Origin of the sequence: Microbulbifer jejuensis (assembly GCF_047289955.1) — a bacterium.
Classification (GTDB): domain Bacteria; phylum Pseudomonadota; class Gammaproteobacteria; order Pseudomonadales; family Cellvibrionaceae; genus Microbulbifer.
The window spans coordinates 1-18,996 of sequence record NZ_JBLBUB010000014.1 but is presented as its reverse complement, the minus strand read 5'-3'; the positions used below and the strand labels follow the sequence as shown (position 1 = coordinate 18,996).

General features: G+C 55.8%; 15 protein-coding genes and 1 tRNA gene. 2 read left to right on the top strand and 14 right to left on the bottom strand.

Annotation, left to right across the window (positions count from 1 at the left end):
• Window positions 1-312 precede the first annotated feature (312 nt).
• Window positions 313-1,080 carry a rhombotarget lipoprotein gene (gene rhlP, locus ACL7TT_RS10495; RefSeq protein ID WP_413395257.1) on the top strand — a complete coding sequence of 256 codons (768 nt, stop codon included), beginning with the start codon at window positions 313-315 and terminating at the stop codon, window positions 1,078-1,080.
• Between the two features lie 2 nt (window positions 1,081-1,082).
• Window positions 1,083-1,712, top strand: coding sequence for a rhombosortase (gene rrtA, locus ACL7TT_RS10490; RefSeq protein ID WP_413395255.1), 630 nt, complete (start codon window positions 1,083-1,085; stop codon window positions 1,710-1,712).
• Window positions 1,713-1,798: 86 nt separating this feature from the next.
• On the opposite strand, the gene tuf is transcribed toward rrtA, so the two are convergent.
• The 14 genes from tuf to ACL7TT_RS10420 all read right to left on the bottom strand — a co-directional run.
• Window positions 1,799-2,992, bottom strand: a complete 1,194-nt coding sequence (tuf, locus tag ACL7TT_RS10485) for an elongation factor Tu (RefSeq protein ID WP_413395253.1) — start codon at window positions 2,990-2,992, stop codon at window positions 1,799-1,801.
• Between the two features lie 76 nt (window positions 2,993-3,068).
• On the bottom strand, window positions 3,069-5,174 hold the full coding sequence (gene fusA, locus ACL7TT_RS10480) for an elongation factor G (RefSeq protein WP_413395251.1): 2,106 nt from the start codon (window positions 5,172-5,174) through the stop codon (window positions 3,069-3,071).
• A 90-nt stretch (window positions 5,175-5,264) separates the two neighbouring features.
• Window positions 5,265-5,735, bottom strand: a complete 471-nt coding sequence (gene rpsG / locus ACL7TT_RS10475; RefSeq protein ID WP_299947937.1) for a 30S ribosomal protein S7 — start codon at window positions 5,733-5,735, stop codon at window positions 5,265-5,267.
• A gap of 110 nt (window positions 5,736-5,845) precedes the next feature.
• Complete coding sequence (rpsL, locus tag ACL7TT_RS10470; RefSeq protein WP_067150990.1) at window positions 5,846-6,220, bottom strand: 30S ribosomal protein S12; 375 nt, start codon at window positions 6,218-6,220, stop codon at window positions 5,846-5,848.
• A 193-nt stretch (window positions 6,221-6,413) separates the two neighbouring features.
• Window positions 6,414-10,643: a DNA-directed RNA polymerase subunit beta' gene (gene rpoC / locus ACL7TT_RS10465; RefSeq protein ID WP_299947932.1), complete on the bottom strand. Its 4,230-nt coding sequence runs from the start codon at window positions 10,641-10,643 to the stop codon at window positions 6,414-6,416.
• A 124-nt stretch (window positions 10,644-10,767) separates the two neighbouring features.
• Window positions 10,768-14,841, bottom strand: coding sequence for a DNA-directed RNA polymerase subunit beta (gene rpoB, locus ACL7TT_RS10460; protein WP_413395249.1), 4,074 nt, complete (start codon window positions 14,839-14,841; stop codon window positions 10,768-10,770).
• Between the two features lie 298 nt (window positions 14,842-15,139).
• Complete coding sequence (gene rplL / locus ACL7TT_RS10455) at window positions 15,140-15,505, bottom strand: 50S ribosomal protein L7/L12 (RefSeq protein WP_299947928.1); 366 nt, start codon at window positions 15,503-15,505, stop codon at window positions 15,140-15,142.
• A gap of 77 nt (window positions 15,506-15,582) precedes the next feature.
• The gene (rplJ, locus tag ACL7TT_RS10450; protein WP_299947926.1) at window positions 15,583-16,077 is read right to left on the bottom strand and encodes a 50S ribosomal protein L10; all 495 of its coding nucleotides are present in this window, start codon (window positions 16,075-16,077) and stop codon (window positions 15,583-15,585) included.
• A gap of 281 nt (window positions 16,078-16,358) precedes the next feature.
• On the bottom strand, window positions 16,359-17,054 hold the full coding sequence (gene rplA, locus ACL7TT_RS10445; protein WP_299947924.1) for a 50S ribosomal protein L1: 696 nt from the start codon (window positions 17,052-17,054) through the stop codon (window positions 16,359-16,361).
• Window positions 17,055-17,486, bottom strand: a complete 432-nt coding sequence (rplK, locus tag ACL7TT_RS10440; RefSeq protein ID WP_299947922.1) for a 50S ribosomal protein L11 — start codon at window positions 17,484-17,486, stop codon at window positions 17,055-17,057.
• Window positions 17,487-17,645: 159 nt separating this feature from the next.
• The gene (gene nusG / locus ACL7TT_RS10435) at window positions 17,646-18,179 is read right to left on the bottom strand and encodes a transcription termination/antitermination protein NusG (protein ID WP_299947920.1); all 534 of its coding nucleotides are present in this window, start codon (window positions 18,177-18,179) and stop codon (window positions 17,646-17,648) included.
• A 10-nt stretch (window positions 18,180-18,189) separates the two neighbouring features.
• The gene (gene secE / locus ACL7TT_RS10430) at window positions 18,190-18,558 is read right to left on the bottom strand and encodes a preprotein translocase subunit SecE (RefSeq protein ID WP_413395245.1); all 369 of its coding nucleotides are present in this window, start codon (window positions 18,556-18,558) and stop codon (window positions 18,190-18,192) included.
• Window positions 18,559-18,673: 115 nt separating this feature from the next.
• Window positions 18,674-18,749: transfer RNA gene (locus ACL7TT_RS10425), tRNA-Trp, on the bottom strand.
• Window positions 18,750-18,843: 94 nt separating this feature from the next.
• On the bottom strand, window positions 18,844-18,996 hold a 153-nt coding region (locus tag ACL7TT_RS10420; RefSeq protein WP_459564492.1), incomplete at its 5' end, for an EF-Tu C-terminal domain-related protein.

Genomic DNA, 18,996 nt, shown 5'->3' with positions numbered 1-18,996 from the left:
TTGCGGAGAACATACCCTGACAGCACCAGTTTTTGAGACTGAATGGAAGGTTCTGCCTTTTCAGAACAGAGAGCAAAAAAATGCCGTTCTTGTATACCCTAAATTATCTCTGCTCGACATGCTGGCAATTGGCGAATACCCGCCCACCTTCAGTTTATCCGGGCAAAACACGAACAACTGACTTACAAATCACACTTTCCCCGGCAACGCTAAAAACGTTACAAGATACACTCATCATGAAGCCACTCAAAAAAAACTCTATTTTACACACTCCTAATTACTGCCAGTGTAACCTTGATCAGTTGTGGTGTCATGAGACCCTCGCACTATAGCAGCAGCGCTGTACAATATTTATATCCAGACCAGGATGATTACATTGAAACCCCAGATATCCCCAGGCTTTCCTTACCATTAAAAGTTGGCATTGCTTTTGTTCCTGAAGGAAATAAAAAAAGTCAAACGCTTACAGAAAGAGACAAACTGGAATTGGTGAACAAGGTCAGCAAGAACTTCAAAAACCATGACTTTGTAAAATCAATAGAAATCATCCCCTCTGCCTATCTCAGAGAAAAAGGGAGCTTTGCAAACCTGGATCAACTTAGAACAGTGTACGGCATTGATGTTATAGCGCTACTATCATACGACCAAACACAATTTACCGATGAGGGTTTAGCATCAATCACTTACTGGACACTTGTTGGAGCTTACATGATACCCGGAGAAAAAAATGCCACCAACACAATGCTAGATGCATCGGTTTATGATATTCAAAGCCGTAAAATGTTATTCCGAGCTCCCGGCATTAGTCACATCAAAAGTAAAGCTACCCCAATCAATCTTTCTGAGCAGCTGCGCATTGACAGCTTAGAAAGCTTTAAAGAAGCAAGCGGGCAACTTGTCACAAATCTTGAAGTACAACTTGACCTGTTCAAAGATAAAGTAAAAGAGTTACCCACAGATTATCAAATAACCCACAAACCTGGTTATACAGGCGGAGGCAGCCTTGATCCTATGCTGGTAATCTTTTTGCTATCTTTAATTGCTTATTGGTTGTGGGCGCAAAGTAACAAGAAAGCGTAATCATGTACCGACCTGCATTTTATTTAGCCATCATTTTAGCAAGCCTGCTGCCAAGCATGATCCCTGAGTGGGCTTCTGCCTTTATTTTCGACAGGCGTGCCGTATTTAGTGGTGAAATCTGGCGCATTTTTACAGGCCATTTTGTGCACTTTTCTTACACGCACCTAGCTTATAATCTAATTGCTTTCTGTGTCGTAAGCTATGTGATTGAGAGAAAAAAATATCCCAACTTATATTTACTCTATTTTTTTCTGTCTCTGCTCATCAGCACATCACTGATCATCTTGAAACCTGGCATGACCTACTATGGAGGGTTATCTGGAATCGTGTACGGCTTTTTATATTATTGCGCCCTAATGGGCATCAAGGATCCCCGACCATGGCAAACCATATGCATCCTCACACTCCTTTTCCTCCCAATTAAAATTGCAGCAGAGATCTACAATAGCACCCCCGCTCTACTTCATTTTGAGAATCAGTTATTTATTCCAATGCAGACAAGTCACATTACAGGCTGTTTGGCAGCAGTATTTTTCTATTTCATGACAAAAACAAAACAAGCCCTGATAAATCACCCAACAAATACAAAAAGACTTGACAGCCTGCCTTCTCCGCCAGCCTTAGCCAGGTAAATAACAGAAATAGGCAGCCATAAGAAAAACAATAAAAAAGCCGCAGCGTCTCCGCAGCGGCTTTTTAGTAAGATCAGGCGTAAAAATTATTCGATGATCTTAGCAACCACGCCGGCACCGACGGTGCGCCCGCCTTCGCGAATCGCAAAGCGCAGACCATCCTCCATGGCGATCGGGGCAATCAGGGTGACAACCATTTGAATGTTGTCTCCCGGCATGACCATCTCGGTGCCTTCCGGCAGCTCTACCGCACCGGTTACGTCGGTGGTGCGGAAGTAAAATTGCGGACGGTAGCCTTTGAAGAACGGGGTGTGACGACCACCTTCGTCCTTGGACAGTACGTACACTTCCGCTTCGAACTTGGTGTGCGGCGTAATAGAACCCGGCTTGGCCAGCACCTGACCACGCTCCACTTCTTCACGCTTGGTGCCGCGCAGCAGGGCGCCGATATTCTCACCAGCACGGCCTTCGTCCAACAGCTTGCGAAACATTTCCACACCGGTACAAGTGGTCGTGGTGGTTTCCTTGATACCGACGATTTCGATCTCGTCGCCGGTTTTGACGATACCACGCTCTACGCGTCCGGTGACTACAGTACCGCGACCGGAGATGGAGAAGACGTCTTCGATCGGCATCAGGAACGGCTGATCTACCGCGCGCTCCGGCTCAGGGATGTATTCGTCCAGGGTTTCAACCAGCTTCTTGACCGCGGTGGTACCCATTTCGTTATCGTCTTCGCCATTCAGGGCCATCAGAGCGGAACCGACAATGATCGGGGTGTCGTCACCCGGGAACTCGTACTGGTCGAGAAGTTCGCGCACTTCCATTTCCACCAGCTCAAGCAGCTCTTCGTCGTCGACCATATCCGCTTTGTTCAGGAACACAACGATGTAAGGGACACCCACCTGGCGGGACAGCAGGATGTGTTCGCGAGTCTGCGGCATGGGGCCGTCAGCAGCGGAACACACCAGAATGGCGCCGTCCATCTGCGCGGCACCGGTGATCATGTTCTTGACGTAGTCGGCGTGTCCTGGGCAGTCTACGTGGGCGTAGTGGCGCGTGGGGGACTCGTACTCAACGTGGGAGGTGGCAATAGTGATACCGCGCTCACGCTCTTCCGGTGCATTGTCGATACCGTCGAAAGCAACTGCGTCACCGCCCCAAACTTCCGCACAGACGCGGGTCAGCGCTGCGGTCAGGGTGGTTTTACCGTGGTCTACGTGACCGATGGTGCCCACGTTCACGTGGGGCTTGGAACGTTCAAACTTTTCTTTTGCCATCTTAGATGTCCTCGAGCTAAGTGTTTGCCAAAGAAACCCCGACTTATGCGCCGGGACTCATTTGAGCAGAAGTGAATCAGGCCTTGTTCTTTGCGATGATTTCATCGGCCACGTTTTTCGGCGCTTCCGCGTACTTCAGAAACTCCATGGTATAGGTAGCACGGCCCTGGGTGGCCGAGCGCAGGTCGGTTGCGTAACCAAACATTTCCGCCAGCGGCACTTCGGCATTCACCACCTTGCCAGCCGGGTTATCGTCCATACCTTGAATGAGGCCACGGCGACGGTTGAGGTCACCGACCACGTCCCCCATGTTTTCTTCCGGAGTGACCACTTCCACTTTCATCACAGGCTCAAGCAGCACCGCACCGCCCACGGAGGACAGCTTCTTGGTCGCCATGGAGCCGGCAATTTTAAACGCCATTTCGCTGGAGTCCACATCGTGGTAGGAACCGTCATACAGGGTCGCCTTCAGGCCCAGCAGTGGGTAGCCTGCCAGAACACCGTTTTGCATCTGCTCTTCGATCCCTTTCTGTACCGCCGGGATGTATTCCTTGGGTACCACTCCGCCCGCGATTTCATTGACGAATTCCAGACCTTCCTGGGACGTATCCTCGGCGGGCTCGAACTTCACCCATATGTGACCGAACTGACCGCGACCACCGGACTGGCGAACAAACTTGCCTTCAATCTCAGAGGTATTGCGAATCGCTTCGCGGTAGGCCACTTGTGGCTTGCCGATATTGGCCTCCACGCTGAATTCCCGTCTCATACGGTCCACGATGATATCCAGGTGCAGCTCGCCCATGCCGCCAATGATGGTCTGGCCGGTTTCCTCATCGGTTCTCACGCGGAAAGACGGGTCCTCCTGGGCCAGCTTGCCCAGCGCAACCCCCATCTTTTCCTGGTCCGCTTTGGACTTGGGCTCAACCGCAACGTGAATGACCGGTTCGGGAAATTCCATACGCTCAAGGACAATTTTATTCTTCTCGGCACACAGGGTGTCACCGGTGGTCACATCTTTCAGGCCAATTGCCGCGGCGATGTCGCCAGCCAGTACTTCCTTGATTTCCTTGCGGTCATTGGAGTGCATCTGCACCATTCGGCCGACGCGCTCCTTCTTCATTTTGACGGAATTGTATACCGCGGTACCGCTCTCCAGGCGACCGGAATAGACGCGGAAAAAGGTCAGCGTGCCCACAAAGGGATCTGTGGCAATTTTGAACGCCAGCGCGGCAAAGGGTGCGTCGTCATCGGCTTCGCGGGTTTCCATGGTTTCACCATCATCCAGCGTCCCCTCAATCGCTTTCACCTCGGTCGGCGCCGGCAGGTACTCGATCACCGCGTCCAGGACTGCCTGCACGCCTTTGTTCTTGAAGGCAGAGCCGCCCAGAACCGGTACGATTTCATTGGCCAGGGTGCGCTGACGGATGGCTGCCTTGATTTCCTCTTCGCTCAGCGACTCCCCTTCCAGGTATTTCTCCATCAGCTCTTCACTGGCTTCCGCTGCCGCTTCCACCAGGAACTCGCGCATTTCTTCACACTCGTCCACCATCTCTGTGGGGATGTTTTCGTAGGTGAAGGTTGTGCCCTGGTCAGTTTCATTCCAGATAATGGCCTTCATCTTGACCAGATCGACCACGCCTTTGAAGTCCTCTTCAGCGCCGATGGTCATCTGCAGCGGAACCGCATTGGCATTCAGCCGGTCTTTCAGCTGCTTTACGACGTTGCGGAAGTTGGCTCCGGCGCGGTCCATTTTGTTGACAAAGACCATGCGCGGCACTTCGTACTTGTTCGCCTGGCGCCAAACAGTTTCTGTCTGAGGCTGAACGCCAGAGGAGCCACACAGCACAACAATAGCGCCGTCGAGTACGCGCAGGGAGCGCTCTACTTCGATGGTGAAGTCAACGTGTCCCGGCGTGTCGATGATATTGACACGGTGCTGGTCGAACTGCTGCTGCATGCCAGCCCAAAAGCAGGTGGTCGCAGCGGAGGTGATGGTAATACCGCGCTCCTGCTCCTGCTCCATCCAGTCCATAGTGGCGGCACCTTCGTGCACCTCACCAATTTTGTGGGACAGGCCAGTATAGAAAAGTACGCGTTCTGTCGTAGTGGTTTTGCCGGCGTCTACGTGGGCGCAGATACCGATATTGCGATAGCGTGCGATAGGCGTTTTACGTGCCACAGTTGTATCCTCGATATAACGGCAAAAGGCAGCCAGGAAACTTCCCTGCTGCCTTTCGGTATTAATTTCCGATGTCGATCATCATCAGACTTAGAAACGGTAGTGAGAGAACGCCTTGTTGGCTTCCGCCATACGGTGTACATCTTCACGCTTCTTGACCGCACCGCCCTTGTTCTGGGCTGCGTCGATCATTTCGTTGGCCAGGCGCTGGGCCATGGACTTCTCGCCGCGCTTGCGCGAGAACTCCACCAGCCAGCGCATTGCCAGCGCCATACGGCGCGAGGGGCGCACTTCTACAGGCACCTGATAGGTCGCGCCACCCACACGGCGGGATTTCACTTCCACCATCGGCGAGATGTTTTCCAGAGACTCTTCGAATATTTCGATCGGGTCTTTGTTGAGTTTTTCAGAAATCGTATCCAGAGCACCGTATACGATACGCTCTGCGACTGACTTCTTGCCACTGATCATGACATGGTTCATGAACTTGGCCAGGGTGACGTTTCCGAACTTGGGGTCGGGCAGCACTTCGCGCTTGGCGACTACTCGTCTTCTCGGCATGGGAATTGCCTCTCTTCAGGGTTATTCTGAGACGCCGCCGTAAAACCTTACAATTCGGCGAGCTCAGCCTTACTCCGGTTGTAAACCGAAACGCAAATCGTTAAAGGGGATTAACCTTTTGGACGCTTGGCACCGTACTTGGAACGGCCCTGCTTGCGATCATTGACGCCAGCACAGTCCAGTGCCCCGCGTACTGTATGGTAGCGCACGCCCGGCAGGTCTTTGACACGACCACCGCGAATCAGTACCACACTGTGCTCCTGCAGGTTGTGGCCTTCACCGCCGATGTACGAAGTGACTTCGTAACCATTGGTGAGACGCACACGACAAACCTTGCGCAGTGCGGAGTTCGGCTTCTTCGGTGTTGTGGTGTATACGCGGGTGCAAACTCCCCGGCGCTGCGGGCTGGCCTGCAGCGCGGGTACGTCGCTTTTTTCAACTTTGCGTTTTCTCGGCTTACGAACCAACTGGTTGATCGTTGCCATTAAAAATCACTCCAAAAATAAAATGCCCCCACCTCTTACGGTGAGGGCCTGTCGTCTGTGTGTAATGCCGACCCATAAGCCGGACGATACACCCCACATCAGCGGGGGCCGCATTTTATAGGCGACATCCCCCTGAGTCAATCGGCAACGGGCAGCTGTGCTGACCGCTCAGGCTGTCGGGGCAAAATCATGCCTACCCGCCAGAGGATTTCAGGGCCTCGGTCAGGGCTGCTTCCACCTCTGCTGCGGAGGGGCCTTCGCCGAAGCTCTCTTCCAACTGCAGGCTGCGTCTGCGTTTGCGCTCGCTGTGGTAAGCCAGACCGGTCCCCGCCGGAATCAGGCGACCCACAACTACATTTTCCTTCAGGCCGCGCAGGCTGTCCCCTTTGCCGGTCACTGCCGCTTCGGTCAGGACGCGGGTGGTCTCCTGGAAGGAGGCCGCGGACAGGAAGGACTCTGTGGCCAGGGAGGCCTTGGTAATCCCCAACAGCAGGCGCTCAAACTGCGCAGGCTGCTTGTTCTCGGCACGCAGCTGCTCGTTCTCTTCGATCACGCGCTGGTACTCTACCTGGTCGCCCTTGATAAAGTCGGAATCACCCATCTCGGTGATTTCCACCTTGCGCAGCATTTGACGCACAATCGTTTCGATGTGCTTATCGTTGATGCCTACGCCCTGGAGGCGGTACACCTCCTGGATCTCGTTGGTAATGTAACGCGCCAGCTCTTCAACGCCCTTCAGGCGCAGGATATCGTGCGAGTTGGACGGACCATCGGAGATCACCTCGCCCTTCTCTACCGTCTCACCCTCGAATACCGTCAGCTGGCGATGCTTCGGTATCAAAACCTCGTAGTGGTCCTTGCCATTGGCCAGTGGTTTGCCATCGCGGGGAGTGATTTGCAGGCGCACCTTGCCCTTGGTTTCTTTACCGAAGGAAACGGTACCGGAGATCTCCGCCAAAATGGAGGGCTCTTTCGGCTTGCGTGCCTCGAACAGGTCGGCAACCCGCGGCAAACCGCCGGTAATGTCCTTGGTACCACCGGATTCCTGCGGAATACGGGCGATCACATCTCCCACATTGGCCTTGTTGCCATCGGCGAGACTGAGAATCGCGCGCGCCGGCAGCGCATAGTGCGCAGGCGCATTGCTGTTAGCCAGGGTCAGCTCTTCGCCGTTCTCGTTCACCAGGGTCACCGCAGGGCGCAGGTCTTTACCCGCGGCCGGGCGCTCGGCCGGATCAATCACTTCGATAGAGGACAGACCGGTGATTTCATCGGTCTGCTTGCGGATTGAGAGCCCGTCCTCCATACCGGAGAGCTTCACCCAACCGGCCACCTCGGTGATGATCGGGTGAGTGTGCGGGTCCCACTTGGCCACGATCTGACCCCCGCTTACCTCGGTACCTTCATCCACACTGATCACCGCACCGTAGGGCAGCTTGTAGCGCTCGCGCTCGCGGCCGGCACGGTCAGCAATCGCCAACTCACCGGAGCGGGATACCGCTACCAGGGTACCGGCTTCGGTTTTCACTGTCTTCACATTGTGCAGACGCACGGTACCGCCCTGTTTCACCTGGATGCTGTCCGCTGCGGAGGCGCGGCTCGCAGCACCACCGATATGGAAGGTGCGCATGGTCAACTGGGTGCCCGGCTCACCGATGGACTGTGCGGCGACAACACCCACAGACTCACCCGAGTTGGCGCGGTGACCACGAGCCAGGTCGCGGCCGTAGCACTGGGCACAGATACCGTGGGCAGTTTCACAGGTGATTGGCGAGCGCACCAGAACCTCATCGATGCCCATAGCCTCGATGCGTTCCACCCACTTTTCATCGATCATGGTGCCGGCGGAAACGGCGATCTCGTCGCTACCGGGCTTCAGCACATCCCGTGCCACAACACGGCCGAGGATGCGGTCACCGAGAGACTCGATGACATCGCCGCCCTCAATTACCGGCGCCATGGTCAGGCCGTCATCGGTACCACAGTCGGGTTCGGTGATTACCACGTCCTGAGCAACATCCACCAGGCGGCGGGTCAGATAACCGGAGTTGGCGGTTTTCAGTGCGGTATCCGCCAGCCCCTTACGGGCACCGTGAGTGGAGATAAAGTATTGCTGTACGGTCAGACCTTCACGGAAGTTTGCGGTAATGGCGTTTTCGATAATGGAGCCATCCGGGCGGGCCATCAGGCCACGCATGCCGGCGAGCTGGCGAATTTGTGCCTCGGAGCCCCGCGCGCCGGAGTCCGCATACATATAGACAGAGTTGAAGGAATCCTGCTCGGTCTTCTTGCCCTCGCGGTCGACCACCGGCTCCTTTTTGATGCCGGCCATCATGGCCTTGGTCACCTTGTCGTTGGTGCGGGACCAGACGTCGATAACCTTGTTGTATTTCTCGCCCTGGGTTACCAGGCCGGAGGCAAACTGGCTTTCGATCTCCTTCACTTCCTCTTCAGCCACCGTGATCAAATCAGCCTTGGCAGCGGGGATCTCGAAGTCGTTCACACCAATGGAGGAGCCGGACTTGGTAGAGAAATCGAAACCGGTGTACATCAACTGGTCGGCGAAAATAACCGTCGCTTTCAAACCCACCTTGCGGTAGCACTCGTTCAGAACCCGGGAAATGGATTTCTTCTTCATGGGCTGGTTGACCAGCGCAAACGGTAGTCCTTCCGGCACGATATTCCACAGCAGCGCACGGCCTACCGTGGTGTCCTGTACAGAGATGGTTTCGTGTTTCTCGCCGTCTTCCCCCAGGATCCTCTCGCAGATACGCACCTTGACCTTCGCCTGCAGACCAACCTGCTTGGCGTAGAAAGCGCGGCTGACTTCCTTGACGTCAGAGAAGAACATCCCCTCGCCCTTGTCGTTGACGCGTTCCCGGGTCATCCAGTACAGCCCCAGAACCACATCCTGGGACGGTACAATGATTGGCTCGCCGTTGGCAGGCGACAGAATATTGTTGGTGGACATCATCAGCGCGCGGGATTCCATCTGCGCTTCGATGGTCAGCGGCACATGCACCGCCATCTGGTCACCGTCGAAGTCGGCGTTGTAGGCGGCGCACACCAGCGGATGCAGTTGGATCGCCTTGCCTTCAATCAGTACCGGCTCGAACGCCTGAATACCCAGGCGGTGCAGGGTCGGTGCACGGTTCAGCAGTACCGGGTGCTCGCGGATCACCTCATCGAGGATATCCCAAACGACAGCCTCTTCACGCTCCACCATTTTCTTGGCGGCTTTGATCGTGGTAGCCAGTCCACGGGACTCGAGCTTGCCGAAAATAAACGGCTTGAACAGTTCCAGGGCCATTTTCTTAGGCAGACCACACTGGTGCAGGCGCAGGGTCGGCCCCACCACGATTACGGAGCGGCCGGAGTAATCCACGCGCTTACCCAGAAGGTTCTGGCGGAAGCGGCCCTGCTTGCCTTTGATCATGTCCGCCAGAGATTTCAGCGGGCGCTTGTTGGAGCCGGTAATGGCGCGGCCGCGGCGGCCATTATCCAGCAGCGCGTCCACGGATTCCTGCAACATACGCTTTTCGTTGCGCACAATGATATCCGGCGCATTCAGCTCCAGCAGGCGCTTGAGGCGGTTGTTGCGGTTGATCACGCGGCGGTACAGGTCGTTCAGATCCGAGGTCGCAAAGCGACCGCCATCCAGCGGTACCAGCGGGCGCAGATCCGGCGGCAGTACCGGCAGGGCCTGCATAATCATCCACTCGGGATTGTTGCCGGACTTGTAGAAGGCCTCCAATAACTTCAGGCGCTTGGACAGCTTCTTGATCTTGGTCTCGGAGTTGGTGGCCGGAATCTCCTCGCGCAGGCGTTGGATTTCTGCCGGCAACTCGATATCGTGCATCAGTTCCTGAATCGCCTCGGCGCCCATCTTCGCCTCGAACTCGTCAGCGAACTCCTCCATCGCCTCGAAGTACTGCTCATCGTTGAGCAGTTGGCCGCGCTCCAGAGTGGTCATGCCCGGCTCGGTCACCACGTAGGATTCGAAGTAGAGCACACGCTCGATATCCCGCAGGGTCATATCCAGCAACAGGCCGATACGGGACGGTAGGGATTTCAGGAACCAGATATGCGCGACCGGGCTGGCCAGCTCGATGTGGCCCATACGCTCCCGGCGCACCTTGGCCTTGGTCACCTCAACGCCACATTTCTCACAAATAATGCCGCGGTGCTTCATGCGCTTGTATTTGCCGCACAGGCACTCGTAATCCTTTACCGGACCAAAAATCTTGGCACAGAATAAGCCTTCGCGCTCTGGTTTGAAGGTGCGGTAGTTGATGGTCTCCGGCTTTTTCACTTCGCCGTAGGACCAGGAGCGGATCATGTCCGGCGAGGCCAGACCGATGCGGATCGCATCAAACTCTTCCAACTGCTCCTGGGACTTCACCAGATTTAATAAATCTTTCAAGGCCTTTCCTCCACTGGGGGATATTCAACCGGCTATATGCTGTGCCGGGTGGGCCGGCGCCCCCGAAACTAGGGGGGTACCGGCGCTTGTCTCAATTCACCTGCTTGTTCTGCGCAAATCCGTCCTACTCGTGCTCGAGCTCGAAGTTCATGCCGAGAGAGCGGATTTCCTTGACCAGAACATTAAAGGACTCCGGCATACCGGGCTCCATACGGTGGTCCGAGTCCACGATGTTCTTGTACATCTTGGTACGTCCTTCCACGTCGTCGGACTTGACCGTAAGCATTTCCTGCAGGGTGTAGGCGGCGCCATAAGCTTCCAAAGCCCAGACCTCCATCTCCCCGAAACGCTGGCCGCCAAACTGCGCCTTACCCCCCAGGGGCTGCTGGGTAACCAGGCTGTAGGAGCCGGTGGAACGCGCATGCATCTTGTCATCTACCAGGTGGTTCAGCTTCAGCATGTACATGTAGCCCACGGTTACCGGACGCTCGAAGGCATCGCCGGTGCGGCCGTCATGCAGGGTGATCTGACCGGAATCCGGGATATCGGCCAGACGCAACAGCTGTTTGATCTCGCTTTCATCGGCTCCGTCAAAGACCGGCGTGGCCATGGGCACACCGCGGCGGAGGTTCTGCGCCATCGCCATGACCTCCTCATCGGACAGAGCCTCCAGCTCTTCGCGACGACCACCGGTGGAGTTGTAAACCGCATCCAGGAAACCACGTACCTTGGCGACTTCCTGCTGCTCCTTGATCATGCGGTCGATTTTCACACCGAGCCCCTTGGCGGCCATGCCCAGGTGCATTTCCAGAACCTGGCCGACGTTCATCCGCGAGGGAACGCCCAGCGGGTTCAGGACGATATCCACCGGCTCGCCGTTTTCATCGTAAGGCATATCCTCGACGGGCTTGATCACGGAGATCACACCCTTGTTCCCGTGGCGACCGGCCATCTTGTCGCCCGGCTGGATACGGCGTTTGATCGCCAGATACACCTTGACGATTTTCAGCACACCCGGCGCCAGATCATCGCCGGACTCCAGTTTTTTCTTCTTGTCTTCGAAGGCTTCATCAAGCAGTTTACGGCGCTCTTTTAACTGGGCTTCCGCTTTTCCCAACTGCTCATTCAGGCTCTCGTCTTCCATGCGCAGCTTGAACCAGTCTTCACGGGGCAGCGCGCCCAGTACTTCGGTTGTCAGCTCCTCGCCCTTGCTGATACCTTTGCCACCCGCGGCTTTCTGACCCTGCAGTGCAGTCTGTAGGCGTTCGAAGGTTGCACCTTCCACGATGCGGTATTCTTCGTTCAGATCCTTGCGCACCTCGTCCAGCTGCGCCTTTTCGATATCAATGGAGCGCTGGTCTTTCTGCAGGCCATCGCGGGTAAATACCTGTACGTCGATCACGGTACCGCGGGTGCCACTGGGCGCGCGCAGGGAAGTGTCCTTCACGTCGGAGGCCTTCTCGCCAAAAATTGCGCGCAGCAGCTTTTCTTCCGGGGTCAGCTGGGCCTCCCCTTTCGGAGTCACTTTGCCCACCAGGATGTCACCGGCGCCCACTTCCGCACCGATATAAACGATGCCGGATTCGTCCAGTTTGTTCAGCGCAGATTCGCCCACATTGGGGATATCCGCGGTGATTTCCTCACTGCCCAGCTTGGTGTCGCGGGCAATACAGGTCAGCTCCTGGATATGGATGGTGGTGAAGCGGTCTTCCTGTACAACCCGCTCGCTGATAAGGATGGAGTCCTCAAAGTTGTAGCCATTCCAGGGCATAAATGCGATGCGCATATTCTGGCCCAGTGCCAGCTCGCCCAGGTCGATTGAGGGGCCGTCGGCGAGGATATCGCCACGGGCCACGCGATCACCGGTATTCACAATCGGGCGCTGATTGATACAGGTATTCTGGTTGGAGCGGATGTACTTGGTCAGGTTGTAAATATCCACACCCGCATCACCGGTTTCCACCTCGGCATCCGCCACGCGCACCACCACACGGCTGGAGTCCACACGCTCGATCACACCGCCGCGGTTGGCCACCACACACACGCCGGAGTCACGCGCTACGGTGCGCTCCATACCAGTACCAACCAGCGGTTTTTCAGCGCGCAGGGTCGGAACCGCTTGGCGCTGCATGTTCGAGCCCATCAATGCACGGTTGGCGTCATCGTGCTCCAGAAACGGGATCATGGCCGCAGCCACGGACACCACCTGCTTGGCGGAGACATCCATATACTGGATTTCACCCGGTGCCTTTAGGGCGAATTCGTTTTGGTGCCGCACGCTTACCAGGTCATCGGTAAAGCGACCATCCCCATCAACCGCTGCGGACGCCTGGGCAATCACATAATTGGCCTCATTGATGGCGGACAGATATTCGATTTCATCAGTTACGCAGCCGTCGATCACTCTCCGGTAGGCGCTCTCGAGAAAGCCAAAGTGGTTGGCACGGGCGTAAGTGGCAAGCGAGTTGATCAGCCCGATGTTCGGCCCTTCCGGGGTTTCAATCGGACATACGCGGCCGTAGTGGGTCGAATGGACGTCACGCACCTCAAAACCGGCGCGCTCGCGGGTCAGGCCGCCCGGACCCAGCGCGGAAACGCGGCGCTTGTGGGTCACTTCCGACAGCGGGTTGTTCTGGTCCATAAACTGGGACAACTGCGAGGAGCCGAAGAATTCCTTGACTGCCGCCGCCACCGGTTTGGCGTTGATCAGGTCCTGTGGCATCAGGCCCTCGGACTCGGCCATGGACAGGCGTTCCTTGACCGCGCGCTCCACGCGCACCAGTCCCACGCGGAACTGGTTTTCGGCCATCTCGCCCACGGAACGTACCCGGCGGTTACCCAGGTGGTCGATATCATCCACCATCCCCTGGCCGTTGCGGATATCGATCAGGGTTTTGAGTACTTCGACAATGTCCTCTTTACTCAGGGTACCGGAACCGGTCTCGTCTTCGCGGCCGAGACGGCGGTTGAACTTCATGCGGCCAACGGCAGACAGGTCGTAGCGCTCGTCTGTAAAGAACAGGTTCTCAAATAAGGATTCCGCCGACTCCTTGGTGGGCGGTTCGCCCGGGCGCATCATACGATAGATTTCTACCAGCGCTTCCAACTGGGTGCGGGAGGGATCTGCGCGCAGGGTATCCGAGATAAACGAGCCGCGATCAAGATCATTGGTGTACAGGGTTTCGCAGTGTTTGACGTTGAGCTCCTGCAGCTTGGCGATGACCTCATCGTTAATCTCCGTGTTGCACTCGACCGCGATCTCGCCAGTAGACTCGTCGATCACATCGTGCGCCAGGATACGCCCAAACAAATATTCCAGTGGCGCTTCCAGACTCTTGACCCCGGATTTTTCCAACTGGCGGATATGGCGCGGCGTAATGCGACGCCCCTCTTCCACTACCACCTTGCCATTGCTGTCCTTAATGTCGAAGGAAGCGACGTCACCGCGCAGACGGGAGGGAATCAGCTCCAGACTGACGCGGTCCTCCAGTAGGTCGAACCTGCTGGTTTCGAAGAACATCTCCAACATTTCCTGAGAACTGTAACCCAGGGCGCGCAAGAGGATGGTCGCCGGCAATTTACGCCGGCGGTCGATACGCACAAATACCAGATCTTTTGGATCGAACTCGAAATCGAGCCAGGAACCGCGGTAAGGGATAACGCGCGCGGCGTACAGCAGCTTGCCGGAGGAATGGGTCTTGCCTTTGTCGTGATCGAAGAATACACCCGGGGAGCGGTGCAATTGGGATACGATGACCCGCTCGGTACCGTTGATGACAAAGGTACCGTTGTCTGTCATGAGCGGGATTTCGCCCATGTACACTTCCTGTTCTTTGATGTCCTTGATGGACTTATTCGCAGATTCTCTATCGTAAATAATCAGGCGCACACGCACGCGCAGCGGACAGGCGTAAGTTGCCCCGCGCAGGGTACATTCCTTGACGTCGAAAGCGGGCTTACCGAGGGTATAACTCACATACTCCAAGGCGGCGTTGCCGGAATAGCTGACAATTGGAAATACGGATTTAAACGCCGCCTGCAGACCAATGTCCCGACGCACATCGGGGCGCTTGTCGGCCTGTGTAAAATTGCGATATGAATCCAGCTGTATCGCAAGCAGGAAGGGCACATCCATGACCTTGGGCAGTTTGCCAAAATCCTTGCGGATACGTTTTTTCTCAGTATATGAGTAAGCCATTCAAATTCCCCAGCTTGATCGGTGGCAAGACTTCGTGGAACTCCACTCGGGAGCTTTTACGGGCGAGAAGCCTCTGAACAACACAGCTTCACTGTTCTGGTCAGAATCCTCTCTCCATGTGTTCCAGGCAGCGCAGCCGCTGCACTGCGGTTCATTGCAATTTACCGCACCTTTATCCTCGCCGTTACCGGCAAAACCCCAGCATCGCAAACGGCAAAAAGGCCGGCAGACAAAAGTCCACCAGCCTTACCGCCACCGCCGTATCAAACAACTGGTAGCGGGAATCACAACTACTGAATTACTTCAGTTCTACCGTTGCGCCAGCTTCTTCCAGCTCTTTCTTAGCGGCTTCCGCTTCGTCCTTGCTTACGCCTTCCTTCAGCGGGCTTGGAGCGCCGTCAACCAGCGCCTTGGCCTCCTTCAGGCCCAGACCGGTGATGCCGCGAACAGTCTTGATCACGTTTACCTTCTTGTCGCCTACAGCAGTCAGGATTACGTCGAAAGCGTCCTTCTCCTCAGCCGCTTCAGCCGCAGCCGGGCCGGCTACAACTGCTGCAGCAGCAGTTACACCGAACTTCTCTTCCATCGCTTCGATCAGTTCGACGACATCCTTAACGGACATTTCGGCAACAGCGTTGATGATATCTTCTTTAGTCAGAGACATGAGTCATTACCTGAATTGGTTTGAGCAGTAGCTGCTCGTATTTCATTTTGAAACTGCGATTCGCCTGCGCGAACACCTTACGCAGCTTCCTGCTCTTTTTGGTCGCGAACGGCCGCAATCGTGCGAACCAGCTTGCCAGCAGATGCTTCTTTCAACACGCTCATCAGTCTGGCGATCGCCTCGTCGTATGTTGGCAGACTCGCCAACAGGGCAACGTCGGTGATCGCACCCTCGAAGGCAGCTCCTTTCAGGTCCAGCTTGTCATTGCCCTTGGCGAACTGACTCAGGATGCGCGCACCGGCACCCGGATGTTCGTTGGAAAATGCAATAATGCTGGGACCTACGAATTTGTCGGTCAGACATTCGTAATCGGTACCTGCCAGAGCGCGGCGCGCCAGAGTGTTGCGAACGACTTTCAACCAAACGCCGTTCTCGCGAGCCTCTTTGCGCAGGGCGGTCATGTCATTGACGGTAACGCCGCGGGAATCCGCAACAACCGCAGACAGAGCGCCGGAAGCAGCTTGCTGGACTTCTGCGACAATCGCTTTCTTGTCTTCGAGTCCAATAGCCATAGTGTCACTCCTGGATTTGAAAAAAACCGGACGCAATCGCCCGGCCCGTTCCGGTGCATAAAGCGCAAATCCAGTAAAAATACTGGCTTGGGCGACACCGTCTGCGTAGGTTCGAACCTCTTTTTGGCCTACCTGGCCAAAATCCGGATTAAGCCTGATGCGTTAAACCTCAACGCACCGGGCACCTACGGTCTTTGACAGCCCACCCTTTTGCCAAGCATAGGGGTGGACCCCAAAGTTCACTGTACTGCCCAGCGGCATTTGCCTCTGCACAGTTTCAATTAGATGTTCAGGGAAGACTGGTCGATAACCAGACCCGGACCCATAGTGCTGCTCAGGGTGATCTTCTTCAAAAATACGCCCTTGGCAGAAGCTGGTTTGGCCTTCTTCAGATCCGCAACCAGAGCCTCCAGGTTTTCTTTCAGTGCATTCGTGTCGAAGGTTACCTTGCCGATGCCGCCGTGGATAATACCGCCCTTATCGGCGCGAAAACGCACCTGACCCGCCTTGGCATTTTTAACCGCAGTAGCAACGTCCGGGGTTACGGTACCGGTCTTCGGGTTCGGCATCAGGCCGCGCGGGCCGAGGATCTGGCCCAACTGGCCAACAACACGCATCGCATCCGGGGAAGCGATGACGACGTCAAAGTCCATCTTGCCCGCTTTTACGTCAGCCGCCAGCTCGTCCATACCGATCAGGTCAGCGCCCGCTTCTTTGGCCGCATCGGCGTTGGCGCCCTGGGTGAAGACAGCAACGCGCACCGCTTTACCCGTACCGTGCGGGAGCGTGGTTGCACCGCGAACAGACTGGTCGGATTTGCGCGGGTCGATGCCCAGGTTTACCGAAGCATCTACCGTCTCTGCAAACTTGACGTTGGAGAGCGTTTTCAGCAGGGCAACTGCTTCTTCGATACCGTAAGCCTTGCCAGCTTCCACTTTTTCAGCGATAGCGCGCTGGCGCTTGCTCAATTTAGCCACTTAGAGACCCTCCACTTCGATACCGGCACTGCGTGCGGAACCGGCAATAGTGCGCACGGCCGCGTCCATATCGGATGCGGTCAGATCGGGCATCTTGGCGGTGGCAATCTCTTCCAGCTGAGCGCGGGTCACCTTGCCCACCTTTTCCGTATTGGGACGGCCAGAACCGCTTTTGATCTTGGCAGCCTTGCGCAGCAATACTGCGGCAGGCGGGGTCTTCATGATGAAGGTGAAGGAGCGATCACCATATACAGAGATCACAACCGGCACCGGCAAACCCGGCTCCATACCCTGGGTCTGGGCATTGAATGCCTTGCAGAACTCCATGATGTTTACACCGTGCTGACCCAGTGCAGGGCCGACGGGCGGGCTGGGGTTCGCTTGACCCGCAGCAACTTGCAGCTTGATATAAGCTTCAACTTTCTTAGCCATTACAGCTCTCCTATAGATGGGTGATAACGCTTTCCCAAGCAGCCGTTACAGCTACAGGGATCAGCTCCCCGAATGCCGGAAAAACAAAATGCTGTTTTCCGGAGACGCGAAAATCCCCTTTCACCTCGCGGCGAAAGAGGACAAAAAACCCTACTGGAATCAGGACTTCTCTACTTGGCTAAACTCCAGCTCAACCGGGGTGGATCGCCCGAAGATCAACACCGCCACACGCAGGCGGCTCTTCTCATAGTTAACTTCTTCGACCACGCCGTTGAAATCATTAAATGGGCCATCGATAACCCGAACCATCTCGCCGGGCTCGAACAGGGTTTTGGGCTTGGGCTTGTCTACAGAGTCATCTATGCGATTCAGGATAGCCTGCGCCTCGCGATCAGTGATAGGCGCCGGTCTGTCCGCCTTGCCACCGATAAAACCGAGCACACGAGGGGTTTCTTTCACCAGATGCCAGGTGTCGTCATTCAGCTCCATTTCCACCAGGACGTAACCCGGGAAAAATTTGCGCTCACTTTTGCGTTTCTGTCCCGCCCGCATCTCTACCACTTCTTCGGTAGGGACCAGCACCTCACCAAACAGGTGATCCATTTCGTGCAGCTCGATGCGTTCTTTCAGGGAGCTGGCGACACGTTTCTCATATCCCGAGTAAGCCTGGACGACATACCAATGCTTTGACATGTATCAACCTTTAGCCGATAAGTTTGGAAACTGCCCAACCCAAAGCGGAGTCCAGTCCCCAGAGAATTAGCGCCATAATCAATACAAAAACCACCACGACCACCGTGGTCTGGGTTGCCTCCTGGCGGGTCGGCCAAACCACCCGCCGGACCTCTGTTTGCGCTTCGCGCAACAATTGCCAGAGGGCATTGCCCTTGGTGGTGTTTACTGCCACAACCACGGCAACCAGACAGATAACCGTCATCGCCAGCACACGGTAAATCAAGGGGAATTCGGCGTAATAAGAATTGCCCGCAACAGCACTGCCAATCAGCAGCACTACCAGAAACCACTTCAGGCCGTCGAGACGAAAGGTTTTCGCTTCAGCTTTAGCATTCATAAAAGAGGCCCTTGGCGCATTATCAATAAGCGCTTAGCGCTCAAAACACAAAACCCCCACTGACAGGCAGGACTTTGTGACACCCCCAGGCTTATCCCAAGCGGAGTGATTTAAATGGCAGGCCAGGAGGGACTCGAACCCCCAACCCCCGGTTTTGGAGACCGGTGTTCTACCAATTGAACTACTGGCCTGTACAACATGAGTGCTCGGAGATAGAAAGGGCATCGAAACCCCTCCCTTCCATCTAACTCACCATCAGAGAACCTGGCGATATGCCATCAAAGATTACTCAATGATCTTAGCAACCACGCCGGCACCGACGGTGCGCCCGCCTTCGCGAATCGCAAAGCGCAGACCATCCTCCATGGCGATCGGGGCAATCAGGGTGACAACCATTTGAATGTTGTCTCCCGGCATGACCATCTCGGTGCCTTCCGG